This is a genomic window from Cellvibrionales bacterium, from assembly GCA_016713115.1.
Classification (GTDB): Bacteria; Pseudomonadota; Gammaproteobacteria; order Pseudomonadales; family UBA7239; genus UBA7239.
In genome coordinates, this window is sequence record JADJPU010000001.1 from 116896 (window position 1) to 140967 (window position 24072).

At 50.1% G+C, this 24072-nt stretch carries 25 protein-coding genes and 1 pseudogene; 13 read left to right on the forward strand and 13 right to left on the reverse strand.

What is annotated here, in order from left to right; genetic code table 11:
• Window position 1 precedes the first annotated feature (1 nt).
• The 6 genes from IPK30_00560 to IPK30_00585 all read right to left on the reverse strand — a co-directional run bounded on the left by IPK30_00560 (window position 2) and on the right by IPK30_00585 (window position 5758).
• Window positions 2–1075, reverse strand: coding sequence for a sulfate/molybdate ABC transporter ATP-binding protein (locus tag IPK30_00560; protein MBK8101828.1), 1074 nt, complete (start codon window positions 1073–1075; stop codon window positions 2–4).
• Between the two features lie 11 nt (window positions 1076–1086).
• On the reverse strand, window positions 1087–1944 hold the full coding sequence (gene cysW, locus IPK30_00565) for a sulfate ABC transporter permease subunit CysW (protein MBK8101829.1): 858 nt from the start codon (window positions 1942–1944) through the stop codon (window positions 1087–1089).
• Window positions 1931–2764: a sulfate ABC transporter permease subunit CysT gene (gene cysT / locus IPK30_00570; protein MBK8101830.1), complete on the reverse strand. Its 834-nt coding sequence runs from the start codon at window positions 2762–2764 to the stop codon at window positions 1931–1933. Before cysT ends, cysW begins: the two co-directional genes overlap by 14 nt.
• 36 nt (window positions 2765–2800) lie before the next feature.
• Entirely contained in the window at window positions 2801–3811 is a 1011-nt protein-coding gene (locus tag IPK30_00575; GenBank protein ID MBK8101831.1) for a sulfate ABC transporter substrate-binding protein, read from the reverse strand.
• A gap of 49 nt (window positions 3812–3860) precedes the next feature.
• The gene (locus IPK30_00580; GenBank protein MBK8101832.1) at window positions 3861–5462 is read right to left on the reverse strand and encodes a porin; all 1602 of its coding nucleotides are present in this window, start codon (window positions 5460–5462) and stop codon (window positions 3861–3863) included.
• 119 nt (window positions 5463–5581) lie between these two features.
• Window positions 5582–5758, reverse strand: a complete 177-nt coding sequence (locus IPK30_00585) for a YezD family protein (GenBank protein MBK8101833.1) — start codon at window positions 5756–5758, stop codon at window positions 5582–5584.
• Window positions 5759–5908: 150 nt separating this feature from the next.
• Between IPK30_00585 and IPK30_00590 the strand changes: the two genes are divergently transcribed.
• The 4 genes from IPK30_00590 (at window position 5909) to IPK30_00605 (ending at window position 10423) form a co-directional block, all read left to right on the forward strand.
• Window positions 5909–6841 carry an alpha/beta hydrolase gene (locus IPK30_00590; protein MBK8101834.1) on the forward strand — a complete coding sequence of 311 codons (933 nt, stop codon included), beginning with the start codon at window positions 5909–5911 and terminating at the stop codon, window positions 6839–6841.
• Entirely contained in the window at window positions 6842–7459 is a 618-nt protein-coding gene (locus tag IPK30_00595) for a methyltransferase domain-containing protein (GenBank protein ID MBK8101835.1), read from the forward strand. It begins immediately after the preceding gene.
• A 121-nt stretch (window positions 7460–7580) separates the two neighbouring features.
• Complete coding sequence (locus IPK30_00600; protein MBK8101836.1) at window positions 7581–8957, forward strand: cytochrome P450; 1377 nt, start codon at window positions 7581–7583, stop codon at window positions 8955–8957.
• Between the two features lie 89 nt (window positions 8958–9046).
• Window positions 9047–10423: a cytochrome P450 gene (locus tag IPK30_00605; GenBank protein MBK8101837.1), complete on the forward strand. Its 1377-nt coding sequence runs from the start codon at window positions 9047–9049 to the stop codon at window positions 10421–10423.
• A 69-nt stretch (window positions 10424–10492) separates the two neighbouring features.
• Here IPK30_00605 and IPK30_00610 read toward each other — a convergent pair whose 3' ends face one another.
• The 4 genes from IPK30_00610 to gatC form a co-directional block, all read right to left on the reverse strand.
• Window positions 10493–10717: a PA4642 family protein gene (locus tag IPK30_00610; protein MBK8101838.1), complete on the reverse strand. Its 225-nt coding sequence runs from the start codon at window positions 10715–10717 to the stop codon at window positions 10493–10495.
• Window positions 10718–10809: 92 nt separating this feature from the next.
• A complete protein-coding gene (gene gatB / locus IPK30_00615; protein MBK8101839.1) occupies window positions 10810–12261 on the reverse strand; it encodes an Asp-tRNA(Asn)/Glu-tRNA(Gln) amidotransferase subunit GatB in 1452 nt (483 codons plus the stop codon).
• Window positions 12258–13715 (reverse strand): Asp-tRNA(Asn)/Glu-tRNA(Gln) amidotransferase subunit GatA, encoded by a 1458-nt coding sequence (gene gatA, locus IPK30_00620; GenBank protein MBK8101840.1) that lies wholly within the window; start codon window positions 13713–13715, stop codon window positions 12258–12260. Before gatA ends, gatB begins: the two co-directional genes overlap by 4 nt.
• A 17-nt stretch (window positions 13716–13732) precedes the next feature.
• Entirely contained in the window at window positions 13733–14020 is a 288-nt protein-coding gene (gatC, locus tag IPK30_00625) for an Asp-tRNA(Asn)/Glu-tRNA(Gln) amidotransferase subunit GatC (protein MBK8101841.1), read from the reverse strand.
• 198 nt (window positions 14021–14218) lie between these two features.
• Here gatC and IPK30_00630 point away from each other — a divergent pair, with 198 nt between their 5' ends.
• From IPK30_00630 to IPK30_00650, 5 genes are read left to right on the forward strand one after another with little or no spacing between them, the layout of a single operon-like run.
• Window positions 14219–15253 (forward strand): rod shape-determining protein, encoded by a 1035-nt coding sequence (locus IPK30_00630; GenBank protein ID MBK8101842.1) that lies wholly within the window; start codon window positions 14219–14221, stop codon window positions 15251–15253.
• An 8-nt stretch (window positions 15254–15261) separates the two neighbouring features.
• Window positions 15262–15504 (forward strand): exodeoxyribonuclease VII small subunit, encoded by a 243-nt coding sequence (locus IPK30_00635; protein ID MBK8101843.1) that lies wholly within the window; start codon window positions 15262–15264, stop codon window positions 15502–15504.
• Window positions 15505–15515: 11 nt separating this feature from the next.
• Window positions 15516–16403, forward strand: coding sequence for a (2E,6E)-farnesyl diphosphate synthase (ispA, locus tag IPK30_00640; protein ID MBK8101844.1), 888 nt, complete (start codon window positions 15516–15518; stop codon window positions 16401–16403).
• Window positions 16403–18556, forward strand: coding sequence for a glycoside hydrolase family 3 C-terminal domain-containing protein (locus tag IPK30_00645; protein MBK8101845.1), 2154 nt, complete (start codon window positions 16403–16405; stop codon window positions 18554–18556). Before ispA ends, IPK30_00645 begins: the two co-directional genes overlap by 1 nt.
• Window positions 18556–19332: a hypothetical protein gene (locus tag IPK30_00650; protein MBK8101846.1), complete on the forward strand. Its 777-nt coding sequence runs from the start codon at window positions 18556–18558 to the stop codon at window positions 19330–19332. Before IPK30_00645 ends, IPK30_00650 begins: the two co-directional genes overlap by 1 nt.
• A 13-nt stretch (window positions 19333–19345) precedes the next feature.
• On the opposite strand, the gene IPK30_00655 is transcribed toward IPK30_00650, so the two are convergent.
• Window positions 19346–20275 (reverse strand): sugar nucleotide-binding protein, encoded by a 930-nt coding sequence (locus IPK30_00655; GenBank protein ID MBK8101847.1) that lies wholly within the window; start codon window positions 20273–20275, stop codon window positions 19346–19348.
• Window positions 20276–20364: 89 nt separating this feature from the next.
• Here IPK30_00655 and IPK30_00660 point away from each other — a divergent pair, with 89 nt between their 5' ends.
• On the forward strand, window positions 20365–21096 hold the full coding sequence (locus IPK30_00660; protein MBK8101848.1) for an arginyltransferase: 732 nt from the start codon (window positions 20365–20367) through the stop codon (window positions 21094–21096).
• A 46-nt stretch (window positions 21097–21142) separates the two neighbouring features.
• On the opposite strand, the gene IPK30_00665 is transcribed toward IPK30_00660, so the two are convergent.
• Both IPK30_00665 and IPK30_00670 read right to left on the reverse strand, forming a co-directional pair.
• Window positions 21143–21514: a type II toxin-antitoxin system death-on-curing family toxin gene (locus IPK30_00665; protein ID MBK8101849.1), complete on the reverse strand. Its 372-nt coding sequence runs from the start codon at window positions 21512–21514 to the stop codon at window positions 21143–21145.
• 12 nt (window positions 21515–21526) lie between these two features.
• Window positions 21527–21775, reverse strand: coding sequence for a prevent-host-death family protein (locus tag IPK30_00670; GenBank protein ID MBK8101850.1), 249 nt, complete (start codon window positions 21773–21775; stop codon window positions 21527–21529).
• Between the two features lie 216 nt (window positions 21776–21991).
• Here IPK30_00670 and IPK30_00675 point away from each other — a divergent pair, with 216 nt between their 5' ends.
• The 3 genes and pseudogenes from IPK30_00675 to IPK30_00685 all read left to right on the forward strand — a co-directional run bounded on the left by IPK30_00675 (window position 21992) and on the right by IPK30_00685 (window position 24071).
• Window positions 21992–22456 carry an OB-fold domain-containing protein gene (locus IPK30_00675; protein ID MBK8101851.1) on the forward strand — a complete coding sequence of 155 codons (465 nt, stop codon included), beginning with the start codon at window positions 21992–21994 and terminating at the stop codon, window positions 22454–22456.
• Between the two features lie 11 nt (window positions 22457–22467).
• The gene (locus IPK30_00680; GenBank protein ID MBK8101852.1) at window positions 22468–23010 is read left to right on the forward strand and encodes a Zn-ribbon domain-containing OB-fold protein; all 543 of its coding nucleotides are present in this window, start codon (window positions 22468–22470) and stop codon (window positions 23008–23010) included.
• Window positions 23003–24071 (forward strand): annotated as a pseudogene (locus IPK30_00685) (thiolase domain-containing protein). Before IPK30_00680 ends, IPK30_00685 begins: the two are co-directional and overlap by 8 nt.
• Window position 24072: the final 1 nt, after the last annotated feature.

Sequence of the window (24072 nt, forward strand, 5' to 3'; positions counted from 1 at the left end):
CTCAAGCGTGCGTGTTTTCAGCAAGAAAAACACGCGCCGTTAATGGCCTAACCCACACCCGCTCACCATTTTGCAACGACAACTCCCGAAAACGCTCGCGAGACAATTCTGCTTCAATCACTTCAGATTCATCTTCGCTATGCAGCTCCAAATGCACCACTGAGCCAATCGTGTGAATATGAACAACTTTGACTCTAAATGCCGCGTTATTGCCTGGCTCGCGCTGAATTTCAATATCGTGCGGCCGCACATACGCCGTTGCATGCGCGTCCTCAACATGCGCATGTTCCTCTACCGGAATTTCCGATGCCCCAATACGCGCAAATCCATCACGCACGCGACTGTGAAAAAGATTCACATTACCAATAAATTGATAGACGAATGGTGACGCAGGTTCATCGTAAATTTGTTCTGGCGTGCCTATCTGTTCTATTTTTCCTTTATTCATCACCACGATGCGATCTGCTACCTCCAAAGCCTCTTCTTGATCGTGCGTGACAAAAACACTGGTGATGTGTAACTCATCGTGCAGCCTGCGTAACCAGCGGCGCAGTTCTTTGCGCACATTGGCATCCAACGCACCGAAGGGCTCATCAAGCAGCAACACTTTTGGCTCAACCGCAAGGGCGCGCGCCAAGGCAATGCGTTGGCGTTGCCCACCGGACAATTGAGGCGGATACCGATTTGCCAACCAGTCCAATTGCACCAAACTCAGCAGCTCATGTACACGGCGATGAATTTCAGCTTCCGAAGGTCGCGTTTTTTCGGGCGCACACGCAAAACCGAAAGCGACATTCTCGAACACCGTCATATGGCGAAACAGGGCGTAATGCTGGAAGACGAAACCAACCTGACGCTCACGCACATCTGCATGTGTGGTATCTGCACCGTGAAAATAGATGCTGCCGATATTCGGTGTTTCCATACCTGCAATAATGCGCAGCAGTGAAGTTTTTCCGCAACCAGAAGGACCGAGCAATGCCACCAGCTCACCAGTAGGCACATCCAATGACACATTTTCTAACGCCCTAAAGTTGCCAAACTGCTTACTAACATTTCTAATTTCTATACTCATAACTATCTCTCTCAATAATCTTTGGCAATGTTTTGTTGTACTTTCCATTCAACCACTGTTTTTAGTAGCAGCGTGATCAGCGCCAGCAGTGCTAAAACAGACGCACAAGCAAAAGCAGCGACATGGTTGTATTCGTTGTATAAAACCTCCACATGCAGCGGCAGCGTGTTGGTAACGCCTCTGATGTGACCAGATACCACCGATACTGCGCCGAATTCGCCCATTGCTCGCGCATTCGACAGGATCACGCCATACAACAGACTCCATTTAATATTCGGCAGCGTGACACGCCAAAACATTTGCCAACCGGAAGCGCCCAACACGATGGCTGCTTCTTCCTCATCTTTACCTTGTGCCTGCATCAAAGGAATTAACTCCCGTGCCACAAACGGAAATGTGACAAACAGCGTAGCCAACACAATCCCTGGCACGGAAAAAATTACTTTGAGGTCGTGATCAGACAACCATTCACCAAACCAACCTTGCAAACCAAAAACCAATACATAGATCAAACCGGCAATGACGGGCGACACTGCAAATGGCAAATCAATTAAAGTCAGCAATAAACTTTTGCCACGAAAATCAAAACGCGCAATCGACCAAGCTGCCGACACACCAAACACCAAATTCAGCGGCACAGAAATAACCGCTGCCAATACCGTGAGTTGAATTGCCGCCCAAACATTGGCATCTTCAAACGCCGCGAGATACATCAGCCAACCTTTGCGAAACGCCTCTGCAAAAACTGACGCCAATGGCAATACCAGGAATAGCGCCAACCATGTCAGTGCTACAGCGATAAGTAAGACTCTGACCCACGGCGCTTCCGCAGTTGAAATATTGGATGCAGTACTGTTATTTACGGACATGACGATTTCCACTCCACCATTGCAGCACATTGATAATTAGCAGAAGAAAAAAAGAAATCAGCAACATAACAGCAGCAATCGCCGTTGCTTGGCTGTATTCATATTGTTCCAATTTTGTGATGATCAATAGCGGTGTAATTTCTGACACCTTTGGAATATTGCCTGCAATAAAAATTACCGAGCCGTATTCACCTACAGCACGCGCAAACGCCAGTGCAAACCCTGTCAACAACGCGGGAGTCAACGCCGGCACGATGATGCGTGTAAAAGTTTGCAGCCGCGAAGCACCTAAACTCGCCGCCGCCTCCTCCACTTCACCTTCCAGATCCTCCAACACCGGCTGTACTGTACGCACCACGAATGGCAGGCCAATAAAAGCAAGTGCCACCACGATACCGATAGGCGTATAAGCTACTTTGATGCCGTACGGCTCTAGCAGTGACCCGATCCACCCATTGCTGGCATACAGTGCCGACAAAGTAATACCCGCTACCGCTGTCGGCAGAGCAAATGGCAAATCAACTAAGGCATCAACCAGTTTCTTGCCAAAAAATTGGTAGCGCACTAGCACCCAAGCGACGATCAATCCAAAAAAAACATTTAACAACGCGCCAATCAAGGATGCACCAAAAGACAAGCGGTATGAAGCAAGTACACGCGGTGCCGTTACCACCTGCCAAAATTCTAGCCAACTTAACTCCAGCGTTTTAATAAACGCCGCAGACAAGGGAATCAGCACAATCAAGCTAAGCCAGAACACCGTATAACCGAGAGCAGGACCGAAACCCGGCAACACGGAAGAAGATCGCAATAATTTCATATCATGCTCTCAAACATTTATCGGAAATTGTTTTGCTTATTTGCCGTAGATATCGTCAAAAGTACCGCCGTCACCAAAATGCTCCTTCTGAGCTTGCTGCCAACCGCCGAATATTGCGTCGATAGAAAACAGCTCCAACTTAGGAAATTGCGCGAGATATTTCGCAGCAACAGCTGGATCTGTAGGCCGGTAATAATTCTTCGCCGCTATATCTTGCCCTTCTGGTGAATACAAATATTCTAGGTACGCCTTCGCCACTTCTGCCGTGCCGTGTTTGTTAGCAAATTTATCCACGACAGACACAGGCGGCTCTGCAAGAATGGAATAACTTGGCACAACAATCTCTACCTTTTCTGGCCCTTGTTCTTTCAGTGCTAAAAACGCTTCGTTTTCCCAAGTAAGCAATACATCTCCCACACCACGCTCAAGAAAAGTTGTGGTAGAACCACGCGCACCGGAATCCAATACCGAGACATTTTTATACAACTGAGCAACAAAGTTTTTGGCTGCAGCCTGATCATTGTTGTTGTGCTTCAAGGCATAACCCCAAGCGGCCAAGTAGTTGTAACGCGCACCGCCCGATGTTTTAGGATTCGGCGTTACCACGCCGATGCCAGGCTTCACTACATCACTCCAATCTCGGATATTTTTGGGATTGCCTTTGCGAACCAGAAACACCATGGTCGATGTATAAGGCGAGCTATTGCGTGGCAGGCGCGATTGCCAATCCTGTGGAATCAACCTTGCTTTTTCATATAACTGATCCACATCGTAAGACAACGCCTGAGTCACCACATCGCCCTCTAATCCGTCAATCACTGCACGAATCTGTTTTCCACCACCACCATGTGACTGATTGACGGTGACTTTGTCGCCTGTTTTTTCTTGCCAATATTTACTGAATGCCGCGTTGTACTCGGCATACAGCTCGCGCGTAGGGTCGTAGGACACATTTAGCAAAGTGATATCTTTTGCCAATGCACCAGCACTTAGAACACTTGACACCAATCCAACAAGAAGTTTTTTAGATTTGAATATTGCTTTCATGTTTTTTTCCTCGATTATAAAAATGATTTTTACTAACAGTTTTTTACAATTAGAACGAAACCTGCACGCGACCAAGCAACAAACGCTCATCATCACGATCCTGCGGATCCAGCGATGTGCCGCCACCACCCCAGTCAAATGCCGTGTTTTCATAATCCAATGAGATGCGCAAATTGCTGTTTGGGTACCAATTCACACCCACAGCCCAGTTATCCGCTCCTTGTACTGAACGCGTAGCTTGTGCAAAAGAATCTGTACCACCCAGCACGCCGCGACTGTCATAAAAAGCGCGCTTGTCGATATCCAATGAACTCGCGCGTGCCTTCACTTCCCAGGCACCCCAGCCGCCTTTCGCTGGATCAAAGTTCTTCGCGGGCTTCACACCCTTAAATGAAGCCTCTTCTCCAGTTAGCAGATATGAAGTTGTTAAACTCCAACCTTGATGATTGATTTGCTCTTCACGCGTTTGGTTCAGCGCCGTGCCGTAAACACGCTTGGTATCTTGTTTTTCATCCACATACTCACCGGTAATGCCAAAACCACCGTTGTAGTAGGAGAACTGCGGAACCAAACGGTCGCGCGTACCGTTGGCCAACACTGTGTTGCTGACACTGGTGTCAGTGCGGTAGCTAAAAATATTTTCTTGTCCCGACGAGCGATAACTACTCAATAAAGGGTTGCCATTGGCGCCTACCGCATCGCCACTGCTAACCCCCACACCGAAACTCAATCCCTGTAAGAAACCCGGTGTATTGGCAAATGGTTGCGCAAATACACGCGCCACCAGTTCTTTGTCGGTATTCGGATCGATATCTCCATTCGCCCCATCATTCGCACCGTTGAAATAACCAACGGCGTAATTCAGCGTCTTGTTGAAAACATCACCACTCAACTGAACACCGATATCACGACTCGGCAGAAAATTACTGGAGAGACCCAGTTCGTTGAACTTGGTATCGGAGGAACTCTGCAAGCGCTCAAGACTTAATGACGGCGTGAATTTACCCACACGAACCTTGGCATAAGGGCTGTAGTTGGCATCGATATATCCATCAACCAGTGTTGAGCCGTTTGAGCCAAAGTCAGGCGTAATACGAAAGCCGTAAGTGTCTCCCAGCGTTCCTTCCAGCGAGATTCGCGCGCGGCGCACTAAAAAATTATCTGTCGCAGTGCGTGTGGCATTGTCGGCATCGCGCACTTGCGTTGCTGTGTCGCCGGTGTATGCATGTAGGCCTTTGATACCGCTATTAAAAATGCGCGCATCAGCCTGCAATAAACCGCGCAGTTTGATCTCGTAGGCACCGTCTGGCGATTTCAGACCGAAGCCCTTATCCCCAGCCACAACAACTGGCGTTTTTTTCTTCAGCTCAGCGGCATCAGCAGCAGCAAGCTCTTGTTTTCGTTCCAGCACCAACACTTTTTGGCGCAACGCATCAAGCTCACCGTTGCCATCATTCGACACAGCATGATTGCGTTGGTTAATCACCTGCTTCTGCAACTGCTCAACTTGTTTGGCCAAGTCTTGCAATTGTTTCAGCACTTCTGGAGGAATTTCTCCGTTGGCCGCGTAGCCGTTGCCGGATAGCGTTGCAAAAATTAGCCCAAGGGTAGATACCGTCAATGCGGCACGATGGCGGGTAAAGGGTTTCATAGTCGAATCTCCAATAGTGGTGAGGAAATTCGACTTCCGGTGGTCCGGTCAGCCGAGAGTGTTCAAGTGGTTGTGTATAAAACCGCCGGTACAACCCGGTAGGTCAGAATGCGTTGCTATCAGTTCAGGCGGATCTTTTTCTTGGCCTCAATCTGGGTAACTTTGCCGTCATGCACCATGATCTCGATCGAGCCATACCGCAAACCCGTCAAGGCCTTGCTCACTTCAACCAGCACTCGGCTATCATCGGTTACTGCCGCTAGGCTATTACTTTCATCTTGTCTGCTGTCTTTCATGGAAAACCGCCGGATAATGTCTGCTCAGTGGCTGCGCACGATATACGCACCCACAAAAAACCAAAAAGAATATAATTTCATATTTATATTCCCATAAGGAATATAAAGGTATCAAAGTTGCCGTCTCAATGCCTGAGATAAACTGTCGTCATGCAAAGCTTCCTCCCGCTCAAAACTGCCCTCACACCACTACAATTTGATGTGGCGCTGGACTCCAATCCGGAAGGCTTTGAGGAATACCGCCATTTTTATCAATTAGATCAGCTGCCTGCGCCACACCGCATCGGCTCTGTTGCCAGCGGCATACATACGCTCGCTGTGCAGTATTGGCTACCAGAGAATGCGCAACAAACAGCATTGCTTGTACACGGCTATTTTGATCATGTCGGCCTGTATCACCATGTCATCCACTACCTGCTGAAAAAAAACTTTGCGGTGATTGCGTTTGATTTACCTGGCCACGGCTTGTCCTCCGGCGCGCGCGCCGTGATCCACGATTTTGACGAATACGCACAAGCTATACACGCCGTTTTTGTAGCCAGTGCCAATAAAAAATTACCGCCAATCACACTGGGATTTGGACCAAGCACAGGCTGTGCCGCGTGGATGAATTTTCAAATGTCCGGTTTTAACAACAGCATTCAGAAACTGATTTTGTTTTCGCCGCTGCTACGCCCCCATCACTGGCAGCCACAAGCACACGCGCTGTACCTCACGCTGCGCCATTTTGTGCAATACATCCCCAGAAATTTTCGCGCTAATTCCTCTAATCAGGCATTTTTACAGTTCTGCCACTATGAAGATCCACTGCAACCGCGCTACCTCACCGTCGCCTGGGTCACTGCCATGAAAAATTGGCTACGCCGCTTTTCTAAACAACCCGCCATTGCTATTCCCACGCTCATTTTGCAAGGCGAATTGGACGACACCGTAGACTGGCGCTACAACATTCCCACTATCTGCAAAAAAATACCCAACGCACAGTTGCATTATCTTGCTGAAGCACGCCATCATCTCGCCAATGAAAGCACTAGCATCCGTGCGCGCACTTGGCAGATCGTCACTCAATTTTTGGAAATATAAATGCGCAAGTCGCTGTGGAAATACATCAATATCGTGCTGGAGACGCTGCCCATTGCCGAACCTATTTATGAGTTCGGCGCATACCAAGTGGAAGACTCCGGCCAAGAAACGGATTTGCGTCCGTTGTTTGCAGACAAAGTGTTTGTCGGCTGCGATATGCGCGCCGGCCCAGGCGTGGATAAAGTGCTGAACCTGCACCACATCGATTTGCCCGATAACACCGCCGGTACCGTTTTTTTAATGGACACACTGGAGCATGTGGAATATCCGCACCAAGCTCTGTCAGAAATCTATCGCATTCTGAAACCCGGTGGCTTGCTGGTGATGAGTTCCGTGTTGGATTTCTTTATTCATGAAACGCCTAATGACTTTTGGCGTTACACGCCCGATGCATTTCGCTCACTGCTAAAACCATTCCGCCAAGCGCATGTCGGCTGGTACGGGCCGGATTATTTTCCGCAAACTATCGTCGGCATCGGCATCAAAGACACAGAAGTGCCCTTAGAGGCTTTTGAAAAACGCTATACCGAATGGAATAAAAAGTTCACCCACCAAACACGACTCATTGAACTGGAGCTGATGCGCAAAACCCTGCGCGAGCTGGGCGAGCTGCCTTGATTTCGATCAAACTAAAAACCCACAACTTTTTGACCTAGCACATCTTTCCATCAAAACCCCGCGCCTAGAATGGAGCCGTTTTCCACACTCCTTCTACCTCTATACACGGGCGGATTTTTGCATGGCAAAAGTGATTACACCTTACGGCGATTACATACATCAACCCAATGCCACCGAGCTGGATCACATCCCAGGTGATTACGGCCTGCCCTTGATTGGCCATACATTTAGTTACCTGAAAGACCCGCTGATCTGGACACAGGAACGCTACAAACAATTCGGCTTGCTGCAGCGCGTGCAGACCACCGGCGTGCGCGGTCTGCTGGCACTGGGGCCTGATTTGGCGCAGCAGGTTATGCTGGATATGGATCGCAATTTCTCCTCCAAAATGGGCTTCCACACGCGCCTGCAAACCTTCTTTGAAGGCAGCTTGATCATGGAAGATTTCGAGCACCACAAACACCAGCGTCGCATCGTACAAAACGCGTTTAAAAACGATGCACTGCAACACTACACGCGTGAAATTAATCGCATCTACGACCGTGCACTCGACGAGTGGGACGCGGATGTCGGCAAAACTATCCCTTTCTTCATGTACATCAAAGATTTGTTGTTGGTGGTCGCCGCGGAAATTTTTGCCGGCGAAACCGATTACAAAGGCGAACGCGTACGCCAATTAAATAAAGCGTTTCTGGATGCCGTCAACGGCGTGATGTATCTCGTACCGTGGGACATCCCAGGCACCACTTACCACCGAGGCATCCAAGGCAAAAAGTTTTTGCAACAATTCTTCGGTTCAATGATTGACGCAAAACGCAAAGGCGATGGCAAAGACATGCTGAGTCTTTTCAGTCGTGAAAAAGACGAGTTTGGCGAATACTTCAGCGCCGAAGAAGTTACCAACCAAGCTATCTTCTTAATGTTTGCCGCGCACGACACCACCACGGCTGCCATCACGCACACCATCTACTACTTGGCGCGCAATCCTGAAGTCAAAGAGAAACTGATGAAGGAAATCGATTCCGTGGATCTGGATGGTCTGCTCTGGGAAGACCAAGAAAAACTGCCTTATATGTCGATGGTATTCAACGAAACACAACGCATCCGCCCCTCTGTTCCACTGGTTCCGCGTCGCACCATTCGCGAGTGCGAGATGGCTGGCCACAAAGTCCCTGCGCATACCATGGTATTTGTGATGCCGCGCTTTACACATTGGATGGAGGAGTACTGGAGCAACCCGGCCAAGTTCGACCCTGAGCGTTTCTCACCCGAACGCGCCGAACACAAGAAACACGCCTTCCAATTCTTCCCATTCGGTGGCGGGGCGCACAAGTGCATAGGCATGCACTTCGCGCAGATGGAGTACCGTAACTTCCTGTTCAAGTTCCTGAAACGCTTTGATTTTGAATCGCGCCATACCAAACAGGATGTCTATATGCAGACCTTCCCGCTGCCTAAGCCTGATGATGATATGCCCATCGTGATGCGTCGCCGCTAGCCTTGGCTGAGCGGCATACCCGACGAATATCGGATAGGTAACAAGCTCCGCACTCCTTATGATGCTCGCCATCTGTAAGGAGTGAACTCATGGCTAAAATTATTCAACCGTACGGCGATTACATTCATCAGCCTAACTGCAACGACTTGGATCATATTCCAGGCGATTACGGCTTGCCGGTGGTTGGCAATACTTTTGGCTATGTTAAAGACCCATTCATTTGGGCGCAGGAGCGCTTCAAAAAATACGGCCCGTTGCAACGGGTTTCAACGATCGGTATGCGCGCCGTTCTGGCGATGGGCCCCGATTTGGCACAACAAATATTGCTCGACACTGATCGCAATTTCTCTTCCAAGATGGGGTTTGGCGATCGCGTGCAAAAGTTTTTCGAAGGCAGCCTCATCATGGAGGACTTCGATCACCACAAACACCAGCGCCGTATCGTACAAAACGCATTCAAAAATGAAGCACTGCAACACTACACGCGTGAAATTAACCGCATCTATGACCGCGCACTGAATGAATGGGATGCCGACGCAGGCAAAACCATTCCTTTCTTTACCTACATTAAAGAGCTGCTGCTGATCGTTGCCGCTGAAATTTTTGCCGGTGAAACCGAATACAAAAGTGATCGCGTGAGCTATCTCAACAATGCTTTTGTCGATGCAACCAAAGGCTTGATGTACTTAGTGCCATGGAATATCCCCGGTTTTGTGTATCACACGGGCATGAAAGGCAAAAACAGATTGCAAAACTTTTTCCGCCCGATGATCGATCAAAAGCGCCGTGGCGATGGCATGGACATGCTGAGTGTTTTCAGCCGCGCCACCGATGAAAACGGCGACTTCTTCTCACCAGAAGAAGTAACCAACCAAGCGATCTTCTTGATGTTTGCTGCACACGACACCACCACCGCCGCCATCACGCACACCATTTACTACTTGGCGCGCAATCCAGAGATCAAGAAAAAATTGCAGCAAGAAATTGATTCTATCGACCTCGACGGCCTGCTGTGGGAAGACCAAGAAAAACTGCCTTACATGCAGATGGTATTCAACGAAGTGCAGCGCATTCGTCCTTCTGTGCCTTCAGTACCACGCCGCACTATTCGCGAATGCGAAATGGCAGGACATCGCGTACCGGCCAACACCATGGTGTTGACGCTACCGCGCTTCACGCATTGGATGGAAGAGTATTGGACCAACCCATTCAAATTTGATCCAGAGCGCTTCTCGCCAGAACGCGCCGAGCACAAAAAACACCAGTTCCAGTTCCACCCTTTCGGCGGTGGCGCACACAAATGCATCGGCATGCACTTTGCGCAGATGGAATACCGCAACTTCCTGTTCAAATTCATGAAGCGTTACGATTTTGAAGCGCGTCATGCCAAACCGGATGTGTACATGCAGACCTTCCCGCTGCCTAAACCTAGCGATGACATGCCGATTGTGTTCACACGCCGCTAAGGCGTTGTGGTGCAACACGCATAAAAAAACCGGCTAAGCCGGTTTTTTTATGCCTATCACTTGCTCAACTTACTGCAACGCCGGCAAGTACTCTGCGCCGTGGCGATGTTGCTTGATTAAATCCACGATCGTTTCACCGAAGGGGCTTTTTGCTGCCAAATTTCTACCCGCCTCTTTGAAAGATACAACAAACACTTCAAACTCATCTGGCTTTAAACATTTATATGCATTGTGCAGCGCGTGAAAATCCGCATCAAAACCTGCCGGCGGCAGCACATGCAGTAATTCACGCACCTGCTCATCGGTACGGTGTTCATCTTCGACAACTTTCTTGTCTTTTTCTTAACGATAACTGGCTCAGTCATTGTTTGCACTCTTGCGTAAATTCAAAGTAATTTCTTCAACAGAATTTCATTCACTTGCTGTGGATTCGCTTTGCCCTGTGAAACTTTCATGATTTGACCGACAAAAAAACCCAGCATTTTGGGGCGTTTGTCCTCTGTGGCAGCGCGATAGTTCTCCACCTGTTGCGGATTACTCGCAATGATGTCATCGACAATTTTTTCGATAGCACCCGAATCCGACACCTGCTTCAAACCGTGTTTTTCGATGATGGCATCGGCATTACCGCCTTCATTCCACAACAACTCAAATACTTGTTTGGCAATTTTGCCGGAGATCGTGCCGTCTTTAATGCGCGCAATCATGCCGCCCAACTGCGCAGCCGACACAGGACTTTGCGCCAAATCCAAACCATTTTTATTGAGCGCGGCGAGCAACTCCACCATCACCCAGTTGGCGGCGAGTTTGGCATCGCTACACGCGGCAACCACTTGCTCGTAGAAATTGGCTGTGGCGCGCTCTGCGCTCAACTGACCGGCATCGTAATCTGACAACCCATACTGCTGCGCAAAACGCGCCTGCTTAGCATCCGGCAATTCCGGCAGCGCCGCACGCAATGCGCTGATGTAATCGCTATCCAACACCACGGGCAACAAATCTGGGCAAGGGAAATAGCGGTAATCGTTGGCTTCTTCTTTACTGCGCATGGAGCGGCCGGTTTTGGTATCGCCGTTATACAACCGAGTTTCCTGCACCACTTTGCCGCCATCTTCAATCACTTCAATTTGGCGTTCCACTTCGTAGGCAATGGCGTCTTCCATGAAGCGAAATGCATTTAAGTTTTTAGTTTCTGTACGCGTACCCAGTGGCGCGCCTAACTTACGCACCGAAATGTTTACATCAAAACGCATCGAGCCCTGCGACATCTCACCATCACAAATACCCAGCGTGGTAACGATGCTGTGCAATTTTTTCGCAAATGCCACGGCCTCTTCTGCGCTGCGCATATCCGGTTCGGTGACGATTTCTATCAGCGGCGTGCCTGCACGATTCAAATCTATGCCGCTCATGCCCGCGCCGTCTATAAAAGACAGCTCGTGCAGAGATTTTCCTGCATCCTCTTCCAAATGCGCGTGGTGAATGCGCACGCGCTTCACGCTGCCATCCGACAAGGTGACATCAACATGCCCCGCGCCCACAATCGGCTCAGCCAACTGCGTGGTTTGATAGCCTTTCGGCAAATCAGGATAAAAATAATTTTTGCGTTCAAATACCGAACGCTGTGGAATCTCGGCATCAATTGCCAAACCGAACATCACCGCCATGCGCACGGCTTCTTCGTTTAATACAGGCAGCGTACCGGGCAGAGCGAGATCAATGGCACAGGCTTGTGTATTGGGTTCCGCGCCAAATGCTGTCGAGCTGCCAGAAAAAATTTTGGTTTTTGTGGCGAGTTGCAGATGAATTTCTAAACCAATGACTGTTTCCCAACTCATACGGCAACTCCTGTTGGCTGCTGCATATGCCAATCCGTTACTTGTTGGAAGCGATGTGCCACATTCAGCAAGCGCGCCTCATCAAAATAATTGCCGATGATTTGTAAACCCACAGGTTTGTTATCCACCAAACCACAAGGCAGCGACATGCCGGGCAAGCCCGCCAAATTGGTGGCTATCGTATAAATATCTTCGAGATACATCGCCACTGGATCATTACCCTTCGCGCCAAAGGCAAACGCCGGCGATGGTGAAGTTGGCCCCATGATGACATCCACTTGTTTAAATGCCTCGACAAAATCCTGCTGCATCAAACGGCGTGCTTGCTGCGCTTTGCGATAGTACGCATCGTAAAAACCGGCAGACAACACATAAGTGCCGACGAGAATTCGGCGCTTCACTTCTTCGCCAAAACCTTCGGCGCGTGAACGACAATATAAATCCGACAAATCTTGCGGATTCTCACAGCGATAACCGTAACGCACACCGTCAAAGCGCGACAAATTTGCCGAGCATTCTGCCGGCGCAATCACATAGTAAGCTGGCACAGCGAGATGCGAATGCGGCAGTGAAATTTCCACCAAAGTGGCGCCGAGTTTTTCATATTCACGCAGTGCTGCTTGCACGCGCTCGGCGGTTTGCGCGTTCAAACCTGCCCCAAAATATTCTTTCGGTACGCCAATTTTCAAACCGGTTAAGTCGCTATTGAGCGTTGCGCTGTAATCCGGCACTTCGCGCTCTAAACAGGTGGAATCTTTGGCATCAAAACCCGCCATTGCACCGAGCAACAAGGCGACATCTTCTGCGGTGCGCGCCATCGGCCCCGCTTGATCGAGACTGGAAGCAAACGCAATCATGCCCCAGCGCGACACGCGGCCGTAAGTGGGTTTCAAACCGGTAATACCGCATAAGGCGGCGGGTTGACGAATCGAACCGCCGGTGTCAGTCGCCGTTGCTGCAGGCGCTAAACGCGCGGCGACACACGCCGCACTGCCGCCGGATGAACCGCCAGGGACGCAATTGATATCCCAAGGGTTTTTTACCGCGCCGTAAAAACTGGTTTCGTTGGAGGAACCCATCGCGAATTCATCCATATTGGTTTTGCCGAGCATCACCATGCCCTGCTCGCGGTATTTCGCTACTACAGTTGCATCATAGGGCGCAATAAAGTTGTCGAGCATTTTTGAACCGCAACTGGTGCGCACACCTTGCGTACAAAAAATATCTTTGTGCGCGAATGGAACACCCGTCAAAAACACCGCATTGCCTGCGGCGCGACGCGCATCGGCTGCATCAGCTTCTGCCAAGGCCTGTTCCGCCGTCACGGTGATAAAACTGTTGTAAGTTTTATCGTGCTGCACGATGCGATCTAAAAATTGCTGTGTCGCTTCGCGGCTGGAAAATTGTTTTTCTGCCAAACCTTTGGCGAGCTGCGCAACGGTGAGATCATGAATGGCTGTCATCGCTCGTCTCACTCAATCACTTTAGGCACGAGAAACAAGCCGTCTGCCACAGCGGGGGCAATCGCTTGCAGGGCATCGCGCTGATTGGGTTCACTCACCACATCGGCGCGCAGGCGCTGCACGGCATCCAGCGGGTGTGACATCGGCTCTACACCCGCCGTATCCAAGGCCTGCAGCTGGTCAATAAGGGTCAGCACATCACCCAAACTCTGCGTGGTGCGCGCCAGCACCGCATCATCCAGCCCAAGGCGCGCAAGCCGCGCCAGCTGCTCGACCTGTTGGCGTTCAAAGACCATCGAGATACTCCAAATATGGGTTGCAAAATACGGCAAGCAACACCCAAAGGGGGCGCAGCAAAGGGTCGGCAAAATACCATATTTCGCCGTATAAATCCGTTACAACAGCGCCTGCCACCTTGCCCAAATCCCCCGTCATTGTTAGAGTTGCGCGCCTTATTGGCAGCATGACGCTGCCCTCCCAACCCAGGTATTCCCATGCTCAACAAATTCCGCGGAATGTTCTCTACCGACCTATCGATCGACCTCGGCACGGCCAACACCATCATTTTTGCGCGCGGGCGCGGTATCGTGCTTGACGAGCCTTCCGTAGTGGCCATTCGTCATCACAACGGCCAAAAAACCGTTGAAGCCGTTGGCATCGAAGCCAAGCGCATGCTCGGCCGTACACCGGGCAACATCACAGCCATTCGTCCGCTGAAAGATGGTGTGATTGCAGACTTCCAAATCACCGAAAAAATGTTGCAGCACTTCATCAAAAAAGTGCACGAAAACAGCTTCATGAAACCCAGCCCACGCGTGCTGATCGGCGTGCCGTGTAAAGCAACGGAAGTTGAAAAGCGTGCAATTCGTGAATCCGCACTCGGCGCAGGTGCGCGTGAAGTGCGTTTGATTGATGAGCCGATGGCCGCTGCCATTGGTGCTGGTTTAAATGTAGAAGAAGCCAACGGTTCGATGGTAGTTGATATCGGCGGCGGTACTACAGAAATCGCCATTATTTCTTTGAACGGCGTTGTTTATGCTGACTCTGTGCGCATCGGCGGCGACCGTTTTGACGAAGCCATCATCACTTATGTACGCCGTAATTTTGGCAGCATAATTGGTGATGCCACCGCAGAGCGTATCAAGCAAGAAGTAGGTTGTGCATTTGGTGGTCGTGAACTGCGTGAAATTGATGTGCGCGGCCGTAATTTAGCCGAAGGTGTGCCGCGTCAATTCACACTCAACAGCGATGAAATTCTGGAAGCACTGCAAGAACCACTGCAAGGCATCGTGCAAGCAGTGAAGCAAGCACTGGAACAATCACCGCCAGAACTGGCTTCTGATATTGCTGAAAACGGCATCGTGTTGACCGGCGGCGGCGCATTGCTGCGCGATATCGACAAGTTGTTGATGGAAGAAACAGGCTTGCCGGTTATCGTGGCAGAAGATCCCCTCTCTTGCGTAGCAAAAGGCGGCGGCAAAGCATTAGAAATTATTGATCGCCTCAACCTCGATTTGCTCTCCACCTGAGAAACAACATGGCTGGCAAGAAAAAAAATGACGGCGAGTTAGATCTTGAAAACTCGCTGGAAAAATTGGAATTGCTGGTGGATAGTTTGGAAAAAGGTGATCTCAGCTTAGAAGAATCTCTAAAAGCTTTTGAAACCGGTATCATCCTGACGCGACAATGCCAACAAACGCTGGCTGCCGCCGAACAAAAAGTGCAATTACTGGTTGAGAAAAATGGCGCGCTGAAAAGCGAGCCGTTTGACGACGACTAAGCATTTTTGTCATGACGACAGATTTCCAACAATTTTTGCAGCAAAGCCAGCAGCGCGTAACAAACGCGCTTGAAAATATTCTCCCTACCGCAGTAGAACCCGCACAAAAACTCAAGCAAGCCATGCGCTACAGCGCACTCAATGGCGGCAAGCGCGTGCGCGCCACACTGGTATACGCCGCAGCCATGAGTATTGCGGGCGAAGCGCCTGCACACACCGACAACATCGCCTGCGCGTTGGAATTGATACACGCCTACTCTTTAGTGCACGACGACTTACCCGCCATGGACGACGATGCCTTGCGACGCGGGCAACCGACTTGTCACATCGCGTTTGACGAAGCGACCGCCATTCTCGTTGGCGACGCATTGCAAACACTGGCGTTTGAATACTTAGCACAAGCGGCTTTGCCTGCTGAGTTGCGCTGCGAATTGATACTGAGCTTGGCACGGGCTTCTGGCGCGGCGGGTATGGTCGCCGGACAGAGCATGGATCTCGAGGCAGAAAACCGTCAAATTGCATTGCAAGAATTAGAAGCACTGCATCAACACAAAACCGGCGCTTTAATTCGTGCCAGCGTGCGCTGTGGCGCTTTGGCTGTCGGCGCCAACTCAACACAATTGGCAGCGTTAGATCGTTACGCTGCAGCCATTGGTCTCGCCTTCCAAGTGCAAGACGATATTCTCGATATCGAAAGCAGCACAGAACAACTCGGCAAACAGCAAGGTTCTGATTTATCGCTTAATAAGTCCACCTACCCGAGCTTGCTAGGGCTTGCCGTCGCCAAACAACACGCAAAAACTTTGTACGACGACGCCATCACCGCTTTGAACGATTTTGGTGATAAAGGCATGCTGCTGCGTGAATTGGCGCATTACATCATCGCGCGGCAATTCTGATGCGCGTGTGGCAAACACTTAAAACGCTGTTTGCTCCCACAGATATTGAATCCTATGCGGTACATTGGCCGCAGTCGATGAATGCACAGCAAATTGATCATGCTGTAGAAACATTATTAGAAAAAATGTCGCTAACTGAAAAAATCGCACAGATGTCTGGTGATGGCGGCAATTTTGCATTACTGAAATTGGGATTCTTCGTTTTTTTACTCAAACGCTTTCCAAATATGTATGCCGGAAAAAACGATCGCCTGCATATTCCACCGCTCTCGTTTACCGATGGACCGCGCGGCGTGGTTATCGGTAACGCTACTTGCTTTCCTGCCGCCATGACGCGCGGCGCAAGCTTTGATGCCGCACTGGAGCAACGCATTGGCGCAGCCATAGGCGCGGAAGCGCGCGCCAGTGGTGCTAATTATTTTGCTGGTTTGTGTGTAAATTTATTGCGCCACCCTGCCTGGGGGCGCGCACAAGAAACCTATGGCGAAGATTCACACCACCTCAGCGCAATGGGCACAGCCTTGATGCATGGCGTGCAATCGCAACGCGTCATGGTTTGCGCCAAACATTTTGCCGTCAATAGCATTGAAAATTCTCGTTTTTATTTAAATGTGTATATAGATGAAAAATCATTACACGAAGTCTATCTACCACACTTCAAAACACTGGTAGAAAATGGCGTAGATTCTTTAATGAGTGCGTACAACCAAATCAACGGCGAATACTGCGGACACGACCGCCATATACTGCACGACATACTGCGCGAGCAGTGGCAGTTCGACGGCTTTGTTTCATCGGATTGGTTGTGGGGAATTTATGAAACCGTAAAACCTGTGCGCGCTGGTATGGATATTGAAATGCCACGAGGGCATTTTTATGGCAAGCGCTTAGCAAAAGCCGTACAACACGGCGATGTATCAGAAGAAACCATCAACACCAGCGTGCGGCGTATTTTGCGAAAAAAACTGCACTGGCTATCACAACTGAACACAGCAAAGCCACCGCGCGACATCATTGCCTGTCTGCAACACAGGCAATTAGCGCAAGAATCGGCAGAACAATCTGTTGTACTGCTGCAAAATAATGGCGTCTTGCCGTGGAGCAAACAGCAGCTCACAGGAAAGACTATTGCCGTGATCGGCGAACTGGCCGCACTACCCTGCTTGGGCGATCACGGCAGCAGTCGCGTATCGCCGCCTCACGCTGTCACATTTCTTGCTGGCTTACAGCAATACGCAAAAGACAATATTCATATTGCGTACTGTGATGGCAGTGATATTGCCAACGCTGAACGCATTGCCAGTACCGCCACGGTTGTGCTTTTAGTAGCCGGTTATCACGCAGAAGACGAAGGTGAAAATCTCACCTCTAATCGCAAACCCGTCGCCAATCCCAAAGTGCCTCGCGGCGGTGATCGCGCTTCACTGCATCTCAACACGCAGCAACAACAACTGATTACACGCGTCTGCACCGCTAATCGCGACACAGTTGTCGCACTGGTTTCCGGTAGCGCCGTGATGATGAACAACTGGCAAGAAAAACCCGCCGCTATTTTGCATGCCGGTTATCTCGGCATGGAGGGCGGTAACGCGCTGGCACGCATTCTGTTTGGTGAAGCGAACCCATCAGGCAAATTGCCTTTCACCATTCCCGCACATGAAAATCAACTGCCCGCTTTTGATTGTTGGGCAAGCACAGCGCACTACGATTATTTTCACGGCTACACCTTGTGCGACAAACAGCAACAAACGCCTGCCTTTGCTTTTGGCTTTGGGCTTTCTTACACACAATTTCACTACCATACACCGCACACAGATAAGTCACTTTACAGCGCGCAAGACACAATCACCGCAAGCATTACCATCCGCAATATCGGCGCACATAACGGCAGCGAAGTGGTGCAGTGTTATATCGGCGAGGAAAATCCTGCTGAAGAACCTACCGCATTAAAAAAGCTCATGGCATTTAAAAAAATATTCCTCCACCCAAACGAAGAAAAAAACATTTCGCTAAGCATCCCTGTGCAAAAATTAGCGCGTTACGACACCGAGCAGCAGCAGTGGATTATTCATGCTGGACAGTACAAACTCTGGCTGGGCACCTCGTCACGCGCTATCGACTTGCAACCACTCACCATACAGGTAGCCATCTAATGCAATGTCCGAAATGCCACTATGAGCGCAAAACCAGTGACGCGCATATCCACGAAGGCATCTGCCCTGCCTGCGGCATCGCTTATCAAAAGTGGATAGACCGACATCAAAATGCAAACAATGAATACAAAGAAAATTTTTCAGCAGATTCAGATGTTTTTTCTAACGGCGTTGATAGCAACGAGGAAAGATTTTTTCCACGCCTTGTTGCCTCGTTCACAGCAACACCTAGCACTGTAGACCCTACAACTTTCTGGGCGCGTATCGCACTACTGGCGGCCATCATGCTCTGGTGGGGTTCCATCGCCATACACGGCATTGACTGGGAAGTGATCGGCGGCTCGTTCATGCACAACATTAACCTTGCCTTCCATGAATTTGGCCATGTCTTTTTTAGCCCTTTTGGTACGCTAATGATGTTTCTCGGCGGCAGCTTGTTTCAAATTTTATTGCCTTTGCTGCCGCTGGCTGTTTTCACTTTTCAGCAACACGACAATTTTTCTGCAGCGCTCATGTTGGCATGGTGCGGGCAGAGCTTTATCGATGTAGCACCCTATATCCGCGATGCCGAATATCGCGCCCTCCCGCTTGTCGGTGGCGCAACGGAAGTCAATCACGACTGGGGCAATATCCTTACGATGTTAGATGCCGTACAAAGCTGCTATGCGTTGGCAAAAATCAGTTTCGGCATTGGTCTTGTGGTGATGTGTGCAGGATTTTTATGGGCATCGTACATGCTGTATCTGCAATACCAGACCATGCAAAGCAACGATTAAAAACAACCTAGCTTTAATCACCTGCTTCGTTTTCTTCCTGCTCTACTTGCGCGGTGACTGCATCGTCTTCTGCATCCAACACTTTGATAGCGCGGCGCACACTGCCTGTTAATCCTGCGCGCCACGGGTGCTGTTTGATACCAAAAGTGTTGCGAATTTTTCCGCAATCTAGCGCCCACGATAGCGGCGCCGCACTGTCTGCCATTTCCTGCATCTCCGTTGTTAAATTTAACTCCGACTGGCTTTCAACAATTTGTTTGATCAAGCGCGCAAAATCGTAATAACTGATCGCATCCGTGCCGCTGTAGTGATACTCGCCCCAAGGTTCTATACCACAGCTTAATTGATGCAAAATCGCCACAATCACGCGCGCCGCATCTCGCACGGAGGTTGGAGAAAACCGATACCGCGCTGACACACGCGCGACACCACCATTGCGCCATGCTTTTAATAAATCTGTCAAAATATTGCGACCAATACTGCTAAACAATTCGCCAGTGCGCAAAATGATATGACGCGGACAAGTGTCGATTACCGCGCGTTCACCCGCCCAGCGCAGCGCACCATACGCAGTTTGTGCGTCGGGTTCGTCTGCTTCGCGATACGCACCCGATTGTTGCCCAGAAAACACTTGGCAATCGGATAACTGCAACAAGAAAACATTGCTCATCGCTGCCGCCAGCGCCAACAACTCTGGATTGCGCGCATACTGCACCGCTTGCTCACTGGTCGCAGGATCTACATCACCGCCACCAAACGGCAAATGCTGCACATTGACGATGCCGTGTATCTGTTTTTCTTTTAATAAAGATTCCAACTGCGGCAGCGTGATTGCAGCTAAAGCATCCGCACTCAACTCTACCAAGGGAAACTGCAACTGCTCCAAACGAAACAACAGCGAGCGCCCCAAGGGTGATTCACTGCCACACAACAAAATTTTCATTCCTCGGATTCCTAGCAATCTGCATACACAATCTGGATAGAATGGTACCGAACCTTGCAGATGACTGCTAACGCACGATACCGCACACCATGACCAGCCAAACCATCACCCTGTTGGTGACACACCCGCACCCTTGCAGTTATCTGCCCGAACAGCAGGCCTCTACGGCCTTTGTGAATCCTGAGTGCCAAATCACACCGTTTCTGTTTTCCCGCCTTGCCGAAGCAGGATTTCGCCGCAGCGGGCAGCATGTTTACCGCCCGCAATGCCAAGCCTGCCAAGCCTGCATCCCCGTGCGCATTTCTGTGCAGCAATTCACACCCAATCGCAATCAAACGCGCTGCATCAAACGCAATAGCGATCTCATCGTGCGACAAGTAGACACCATTGATAACGATGCCTGCTATGCGTTGTACGAAAAATACATTAACACCCGCCACGGCAATGGTGACATGTACCCTGCTACACGCGAACAATTCCAAAACTTTCTCGGCGTGCATTGGCCCAACAGTTTTTATCTCACCTATTATCAAATCGATCCACAGCAGCACACCGAGCAACTGATTGCCGTCTCGGTTTGCGATCGTTTTGATAATGGCTATTCTGCGGTTTACACCTACTTTGATCCGGCAGAAGAGAAACGCAGCCTCGGTGTGTATGCTGTTTTAAATCAAATTGCGCGCGCGCAACGGGAACGGTTGCCCTATTTGTATCTCGGCTATTGGATAAAAGATTGCGCCAAGATGCGCTACAAAAGCCAGTACCAACCACTGGAAATGTTAGTGGATAAGCAATGGCTGCCGTTCAATGCAGCGCCTTAGATTGCGTACACAAACGCACTTCACTCATTGCTATCTCACTCACACACTAACTCCGCCGCCGCAACCATTGCGCCAACTCCTTTTCGTCGAGCATTTGTTGCGCGGCGCGGATGATCATGTCGCCCACTTCTACAGCTGATCCCAAATCAGTTTTTATCTCGTTGATCTGTAAACAAATTCGCATGGCGGCATAAGCGGTGCGTTTATTGGCATCATTAAAAGTATGACCAACTGCGATATAAGTGGCGTAGCAAGCAGCTAGTTCATACACATCTTCGATCATGCCGTAATGGATACGGTTTTCGACTCGCGCAATCACTGCATCAAGCGATTTATCACCTGCCATGCCTTGCAATTCGTTCGGCTGAATCACAGCATCATGAATTTGCACCACATCCTGTGCACTCAAGAATTTCATCGTCCCTACTCCTTATTTGTCTCTCAAATAATTCAATACCGGCTGCATTTCTTTCTGTGTTTCAGCCAAAGCACGCATGATATCTTCCTGTTGTGCAGGCTCGAACGACAGCTCATCCACCGCCGCCACCGGCACGAAGTAACCCACCACTTTATTGCGGTTGAGTACGGCCACAGGCGAGGAGCCGGCTTCTTCCAGCACTTTGGCGGGGTCGCGCAGCTCGGTGAGAGAGACGGTTTTGTGGGTCAGTAAATGTTCCATACGGCACTCCTTTGTATACAGTTAAATAGCCATTTCAATATACACCTAAATCGCAATTGAGATCAGCCTATACCGCGTGTAATCAGCAGTAGACAGCTTTGCACCAAATCCCTACCCTAATCGCCACTTTGGCCGCAGCACCGTGCGCCACCACCCAATTTTTCGGTATTTTTTCGTTTTTCTTTTCACCTTTTCATTAACCCTAGGAGACTACGCATGGCCAATCCACATGCCGCAAAACAGTACGACGATGATGTACTGCGCGACGGCTTTGAACTCGGCTTTACCTACACCCGCTCAACCGGCCCCATCATCGGGGCGTTTCTCACCGGTTTGCGCGACGGCAAGCTGCTCGGCATCAAGGGCAGCGGCGGCAAAGTGATCTGCCCACCGACGGAATACGACCCACAGACCTCGGAAGAATTGAGCGAGTTGGTCGATCTGCCCACCACCGGTACCGTGACCACTTGGAGCTGGATCAACCAGCCACATCCAAAACACCTTTTGACGCAAGCCTTCGCTTGGGCGTTGATCAAAATTGACGGCGCGGACACGGCGATGCTGCACAAAGTGGACGCAGGCAGTGAAAGCAATATGAAAACTGGCATGAAAGTGAAAGTGCGTTGGGCTGCAGAAAGACGCGGCTTTATCACTGACATCGAATGCTTTGAGCCGGTTTGAGGAGAATCGTTATGAGTGATCAAAAACCTGTAGAAGTTAAACCCGTCGAAATCATGGAATCACCGGTCTACATGCAATACAGCTTTGCGGCTGGCCGTGCGACTTCGCGTTTTCTGAAATCCATCAAAGAAGGCAAATTGGTAGGACAGCGTTCTTCTGTAACTGGCAAAGTGATCGTGCCGCCACGCGGCTCTGACGCTGAATCTGGCACGCCAACTACCGAAGAAGTTTCTGTGCCTGATACCGCCACCGTGGTGACTTTTACCATCGTGCATTTGCCCATCCCTGGCTCGAAAGTGCAGCCGCCGTTCATCGTTGCTAACTTGGTACTCGACGATACCGATCAAACTTTTATTCATTTGATCTCCGGTTGCAAAAACGAAGATGTGCAAATTGGCACACGCGTAAAAGCGGTGTGGCGTGATCAGAGCGAATGGGGTTACAGCTTCAACAACATCGAATATTTTCAACCGATTGAAGGTGAAGCACCAATCAACATTCAAGACTTGAAGGCAAAACGCCTCAAAGCCGTGGAGGCACACAAAAATGCGTGAAGTAGCGATTATTGCCTATCACCAAACACCAATGGTGCGTGATGCAGGCGCAAAAAATGATGTAGAGCTGGTGATGGAAGCCGTACACGGCGTAAAAAATCAGTTGAAAATTACCAATGCCGATATCGACTTCGTTTGTTCCGGCAGCTGCGACTATTTAGGTGGCGCTGCGTTTGCATTCGTTGGCGCATTGGATGCTATTGGTGCTGTACCGCCAATGTCTGAATCGCATGTGGAAATGGATGCAGCATGGGCGCTGTACGAAGCGTGGTTGAAAATTCAAACCGGTCACTTCAACACCGCCTTGATTTACGGTTTTGGTAAAAAGTTCGCACGGGCCGATGCATGAAGTGCTCGCGTTGCAACTCGATCCTTACTATTTGCAACCGCTGTGGCCTGATCAAATCAGCCTCGCCGGTTTGCAAGCACGCGCGATGATGGATGCTGGCAAGTTGACGGAAAAACAAATGGCCGAAGTGGTAGTAAAAAGCCGCAAAAATGCCAAAGCCAATCCCAACGCACAGCTAAAAGGTGATTACAGCGTAGAACAATTATTGGCCGAGCCGATGTTGTCTTCGCCGTTGCGCAAACACGATTGCCCGCCGATTACAGACGGCGCTTCGTGCTTGTTTATCGCCACCAAAGAAATCGCTGAAAAAATGTTGGCTGGCACAGGCAAACGCCCTGCGTACATCACCGGCATTGATCACCGCATTGAATCGCATCAATTCGGCACGCGCGATCTCACGCAATCTTCTTCCACGCGCATTGCCGGTGAACACGCTGGCGTGAAAAAAGGCAAAGTGGATATCGCAGAATTGCACACACCGTTCAGCCACCAAGAACTGCTGGTCAAAGAAGCGCTCGGCCTCGATGACAGCACCGTGATCAACCCGTCAGGCGGCCCACTCGCTGGCAACATTTTTATGTCAGCCGGTTTGGATCGCATCGGCGCGGTTGCTACACGCATCATGAATGGCGAAGCGAATCGCGGCGTTGCACACGCAACATCCGGCGCTTGCTTACAACAAAACTTGGTTGCAGTTCTGGAGGGTAAATAAG

What these genes read in the sequence shown, in the direction of transcription:
- IPK30_00605 (MBK8101837.1), top strand. Translation starts at nt 9,047, where the DNA reads ATGGCTAAAATTATTCAACCGTACGGCGATTACATTCATCAGCCTAAC.
- cysW (MBK8101829.1), bottom strand. Translation starts at nt 1,944, where the DNA reads ATGTCCGTAAATAACAGTACTGCATCCAATATTTCAACTGCGGAAGCG.
- ispA (MBK8101844.1), top strand. Translation starts at nt 15,516, where the DNA reads ATGACGACAGATTTCCAACAATTTTTGCAGCAAAGCCAGCAGCGCGTA.
- IPK30_00560 (MBK8101828.1), bottom strand. Translation starts at nt 1,075, where the DNA reads ATGAGTATAGAAATTAGAAATGTTAGTAAGCAGTTTGGCAACTTTAGG.
- IPK30_00645 (MBK8101845.1), top strand. Translation starts at nt 16,403, where the DNA reads ATGCGCGTGTGGCAAACACTTAAAACGCTGTTTGCTCCCACAGATATT.
- cysT (MBK8101830.1), bottom strand. Translation starts at nt 2,764, where the DNA reads ATGAAATTATTGCGATCTTCTTCCGTGTTGCCGGGTTTCGGTCCTGCT.
- IPK30_00660 (MBK8101848.1), top strand. Translation starts at nt 20,365, where the DNA reads ATGACCAGCCAAACCATCACCCTGTTGGTGACACACCCGCACCCTTGC.
- IPK30_00675 (MBK8101851.1), top strand. Translation starts at nt 21,992, where the DNA reads ATGGCCAATCCACATGCCGCAAAACAGTACGACGATGATGTACTGCGC.
- IPK30_00655 (MBK8101847.1), bottom strand. Translation starts at nt 20,275, where the DNA reads ATGAAAATTTTGTTGTGTGGCAGTGAATCACCCTTGGGGCGCTCGCTG.
- IPK30_00665 (MBK8101849.1), bottom strand. Translation starts at nt 21,514, where the DNA reads ATGAAATTCTTGAGTGCACAGGATGTGGTGCAAATTCATGATGCTGTG.
- IPK30_00580 (MBK8101832.1), bottom strand. Translation starts at nt 5,462, where the DNA reads ATGAAACCCTTTACCCGCCATCGTGCCGCATTGACGGTATCTACCCTT.
- IPK30_00650 (MBK8101846.1), top strand. Translation starts at nt 18,556, where the DNA reads ATGCAATGTCCGAAATGCCACTATGAGCGCAAAACCAGTGACGCGCAT.
- IPK30_00635 (MBK8101843.1), top strand. Translation starts at nt 15,262, where the DNA reads ATGGCTGGCAAGAAAAAAAATGACGGCGAGTTAGATCTTGAAAACTCG.
- IPK30_00680 (MBK8101852.1), top strand. Translation starts at nt 22,468, where the DNA reads ATGAGTGATCAAAAACCTGTAGAAGTTAAACCCGTCGAAATCATGGAA.
- gatC (MBK8101841.1), bottom strand. Translation starts at nt 14,020, where the DNA reads ATGGTCTTTGAACGCCAACAGGTCGAGCAGCTGGCGCGGCTTGCGCGC.
- IPK30_00600 (MBK8101836.1), top strand. Translation starts at nt 7,581, where the DNA reads ATGGCAAAAGTGATTACACCTTACGGCGATTACATACATCAACCCAAT.
- IPK30_00630 (MBK8101842.1), top strand. Translation starts at nt 14,219, where the DNA reads ATGCTCAACAAATTCCGCGGAATGTTCTCTACCGACCTATCGATCGAC.
- IPK30_00585 (MBK8101833.1), bottom strand. Translation starts at nt 5,758, where the DNA reads ATGAAAGACAGCAGACAAGATGAAAGTAATAGCCTAGCGGCAGTAACC.
- IPK30_00575 (MBK8101831.1), bottom strand. Translation starts at nt 3,811, where the DNA reads ATGAAAGCAATATTCAAATCTAAAAAACTTCTTGTTGGATTGGTGTCA.
- IPK30_00670 (MBK8101850.1), bottom strand. Translation starts at nt 21,775, where the DNA reads ATGGAACATTTACTGACCCACAAAACCGTCTCTCTCACCGAGCTGCGC.
- IPK30_00595 (MBK8101835.1), top strand. Translation starts at nt 6,842, where the DNA reads ATGCGCAAGTCGCTGTGGAAATACATCAATATCGTGCTGGAGACGCTG.
- IPK30_00590 (MBK8101834.1), top strand. Translation starts at nt 5,909, where the DNA reads ATGCAAAGCTTCCTCCCGCTCAAAACTGCCCTCACACCACTACAATTT.
- gatB (MBK8101839.1), bottom strand. Translation starts at nt 12,261, where the DNA reads ATGAGTTGGGAAACAGTCATTGGTTTAGAAATTCATCTGCAACTCGCC.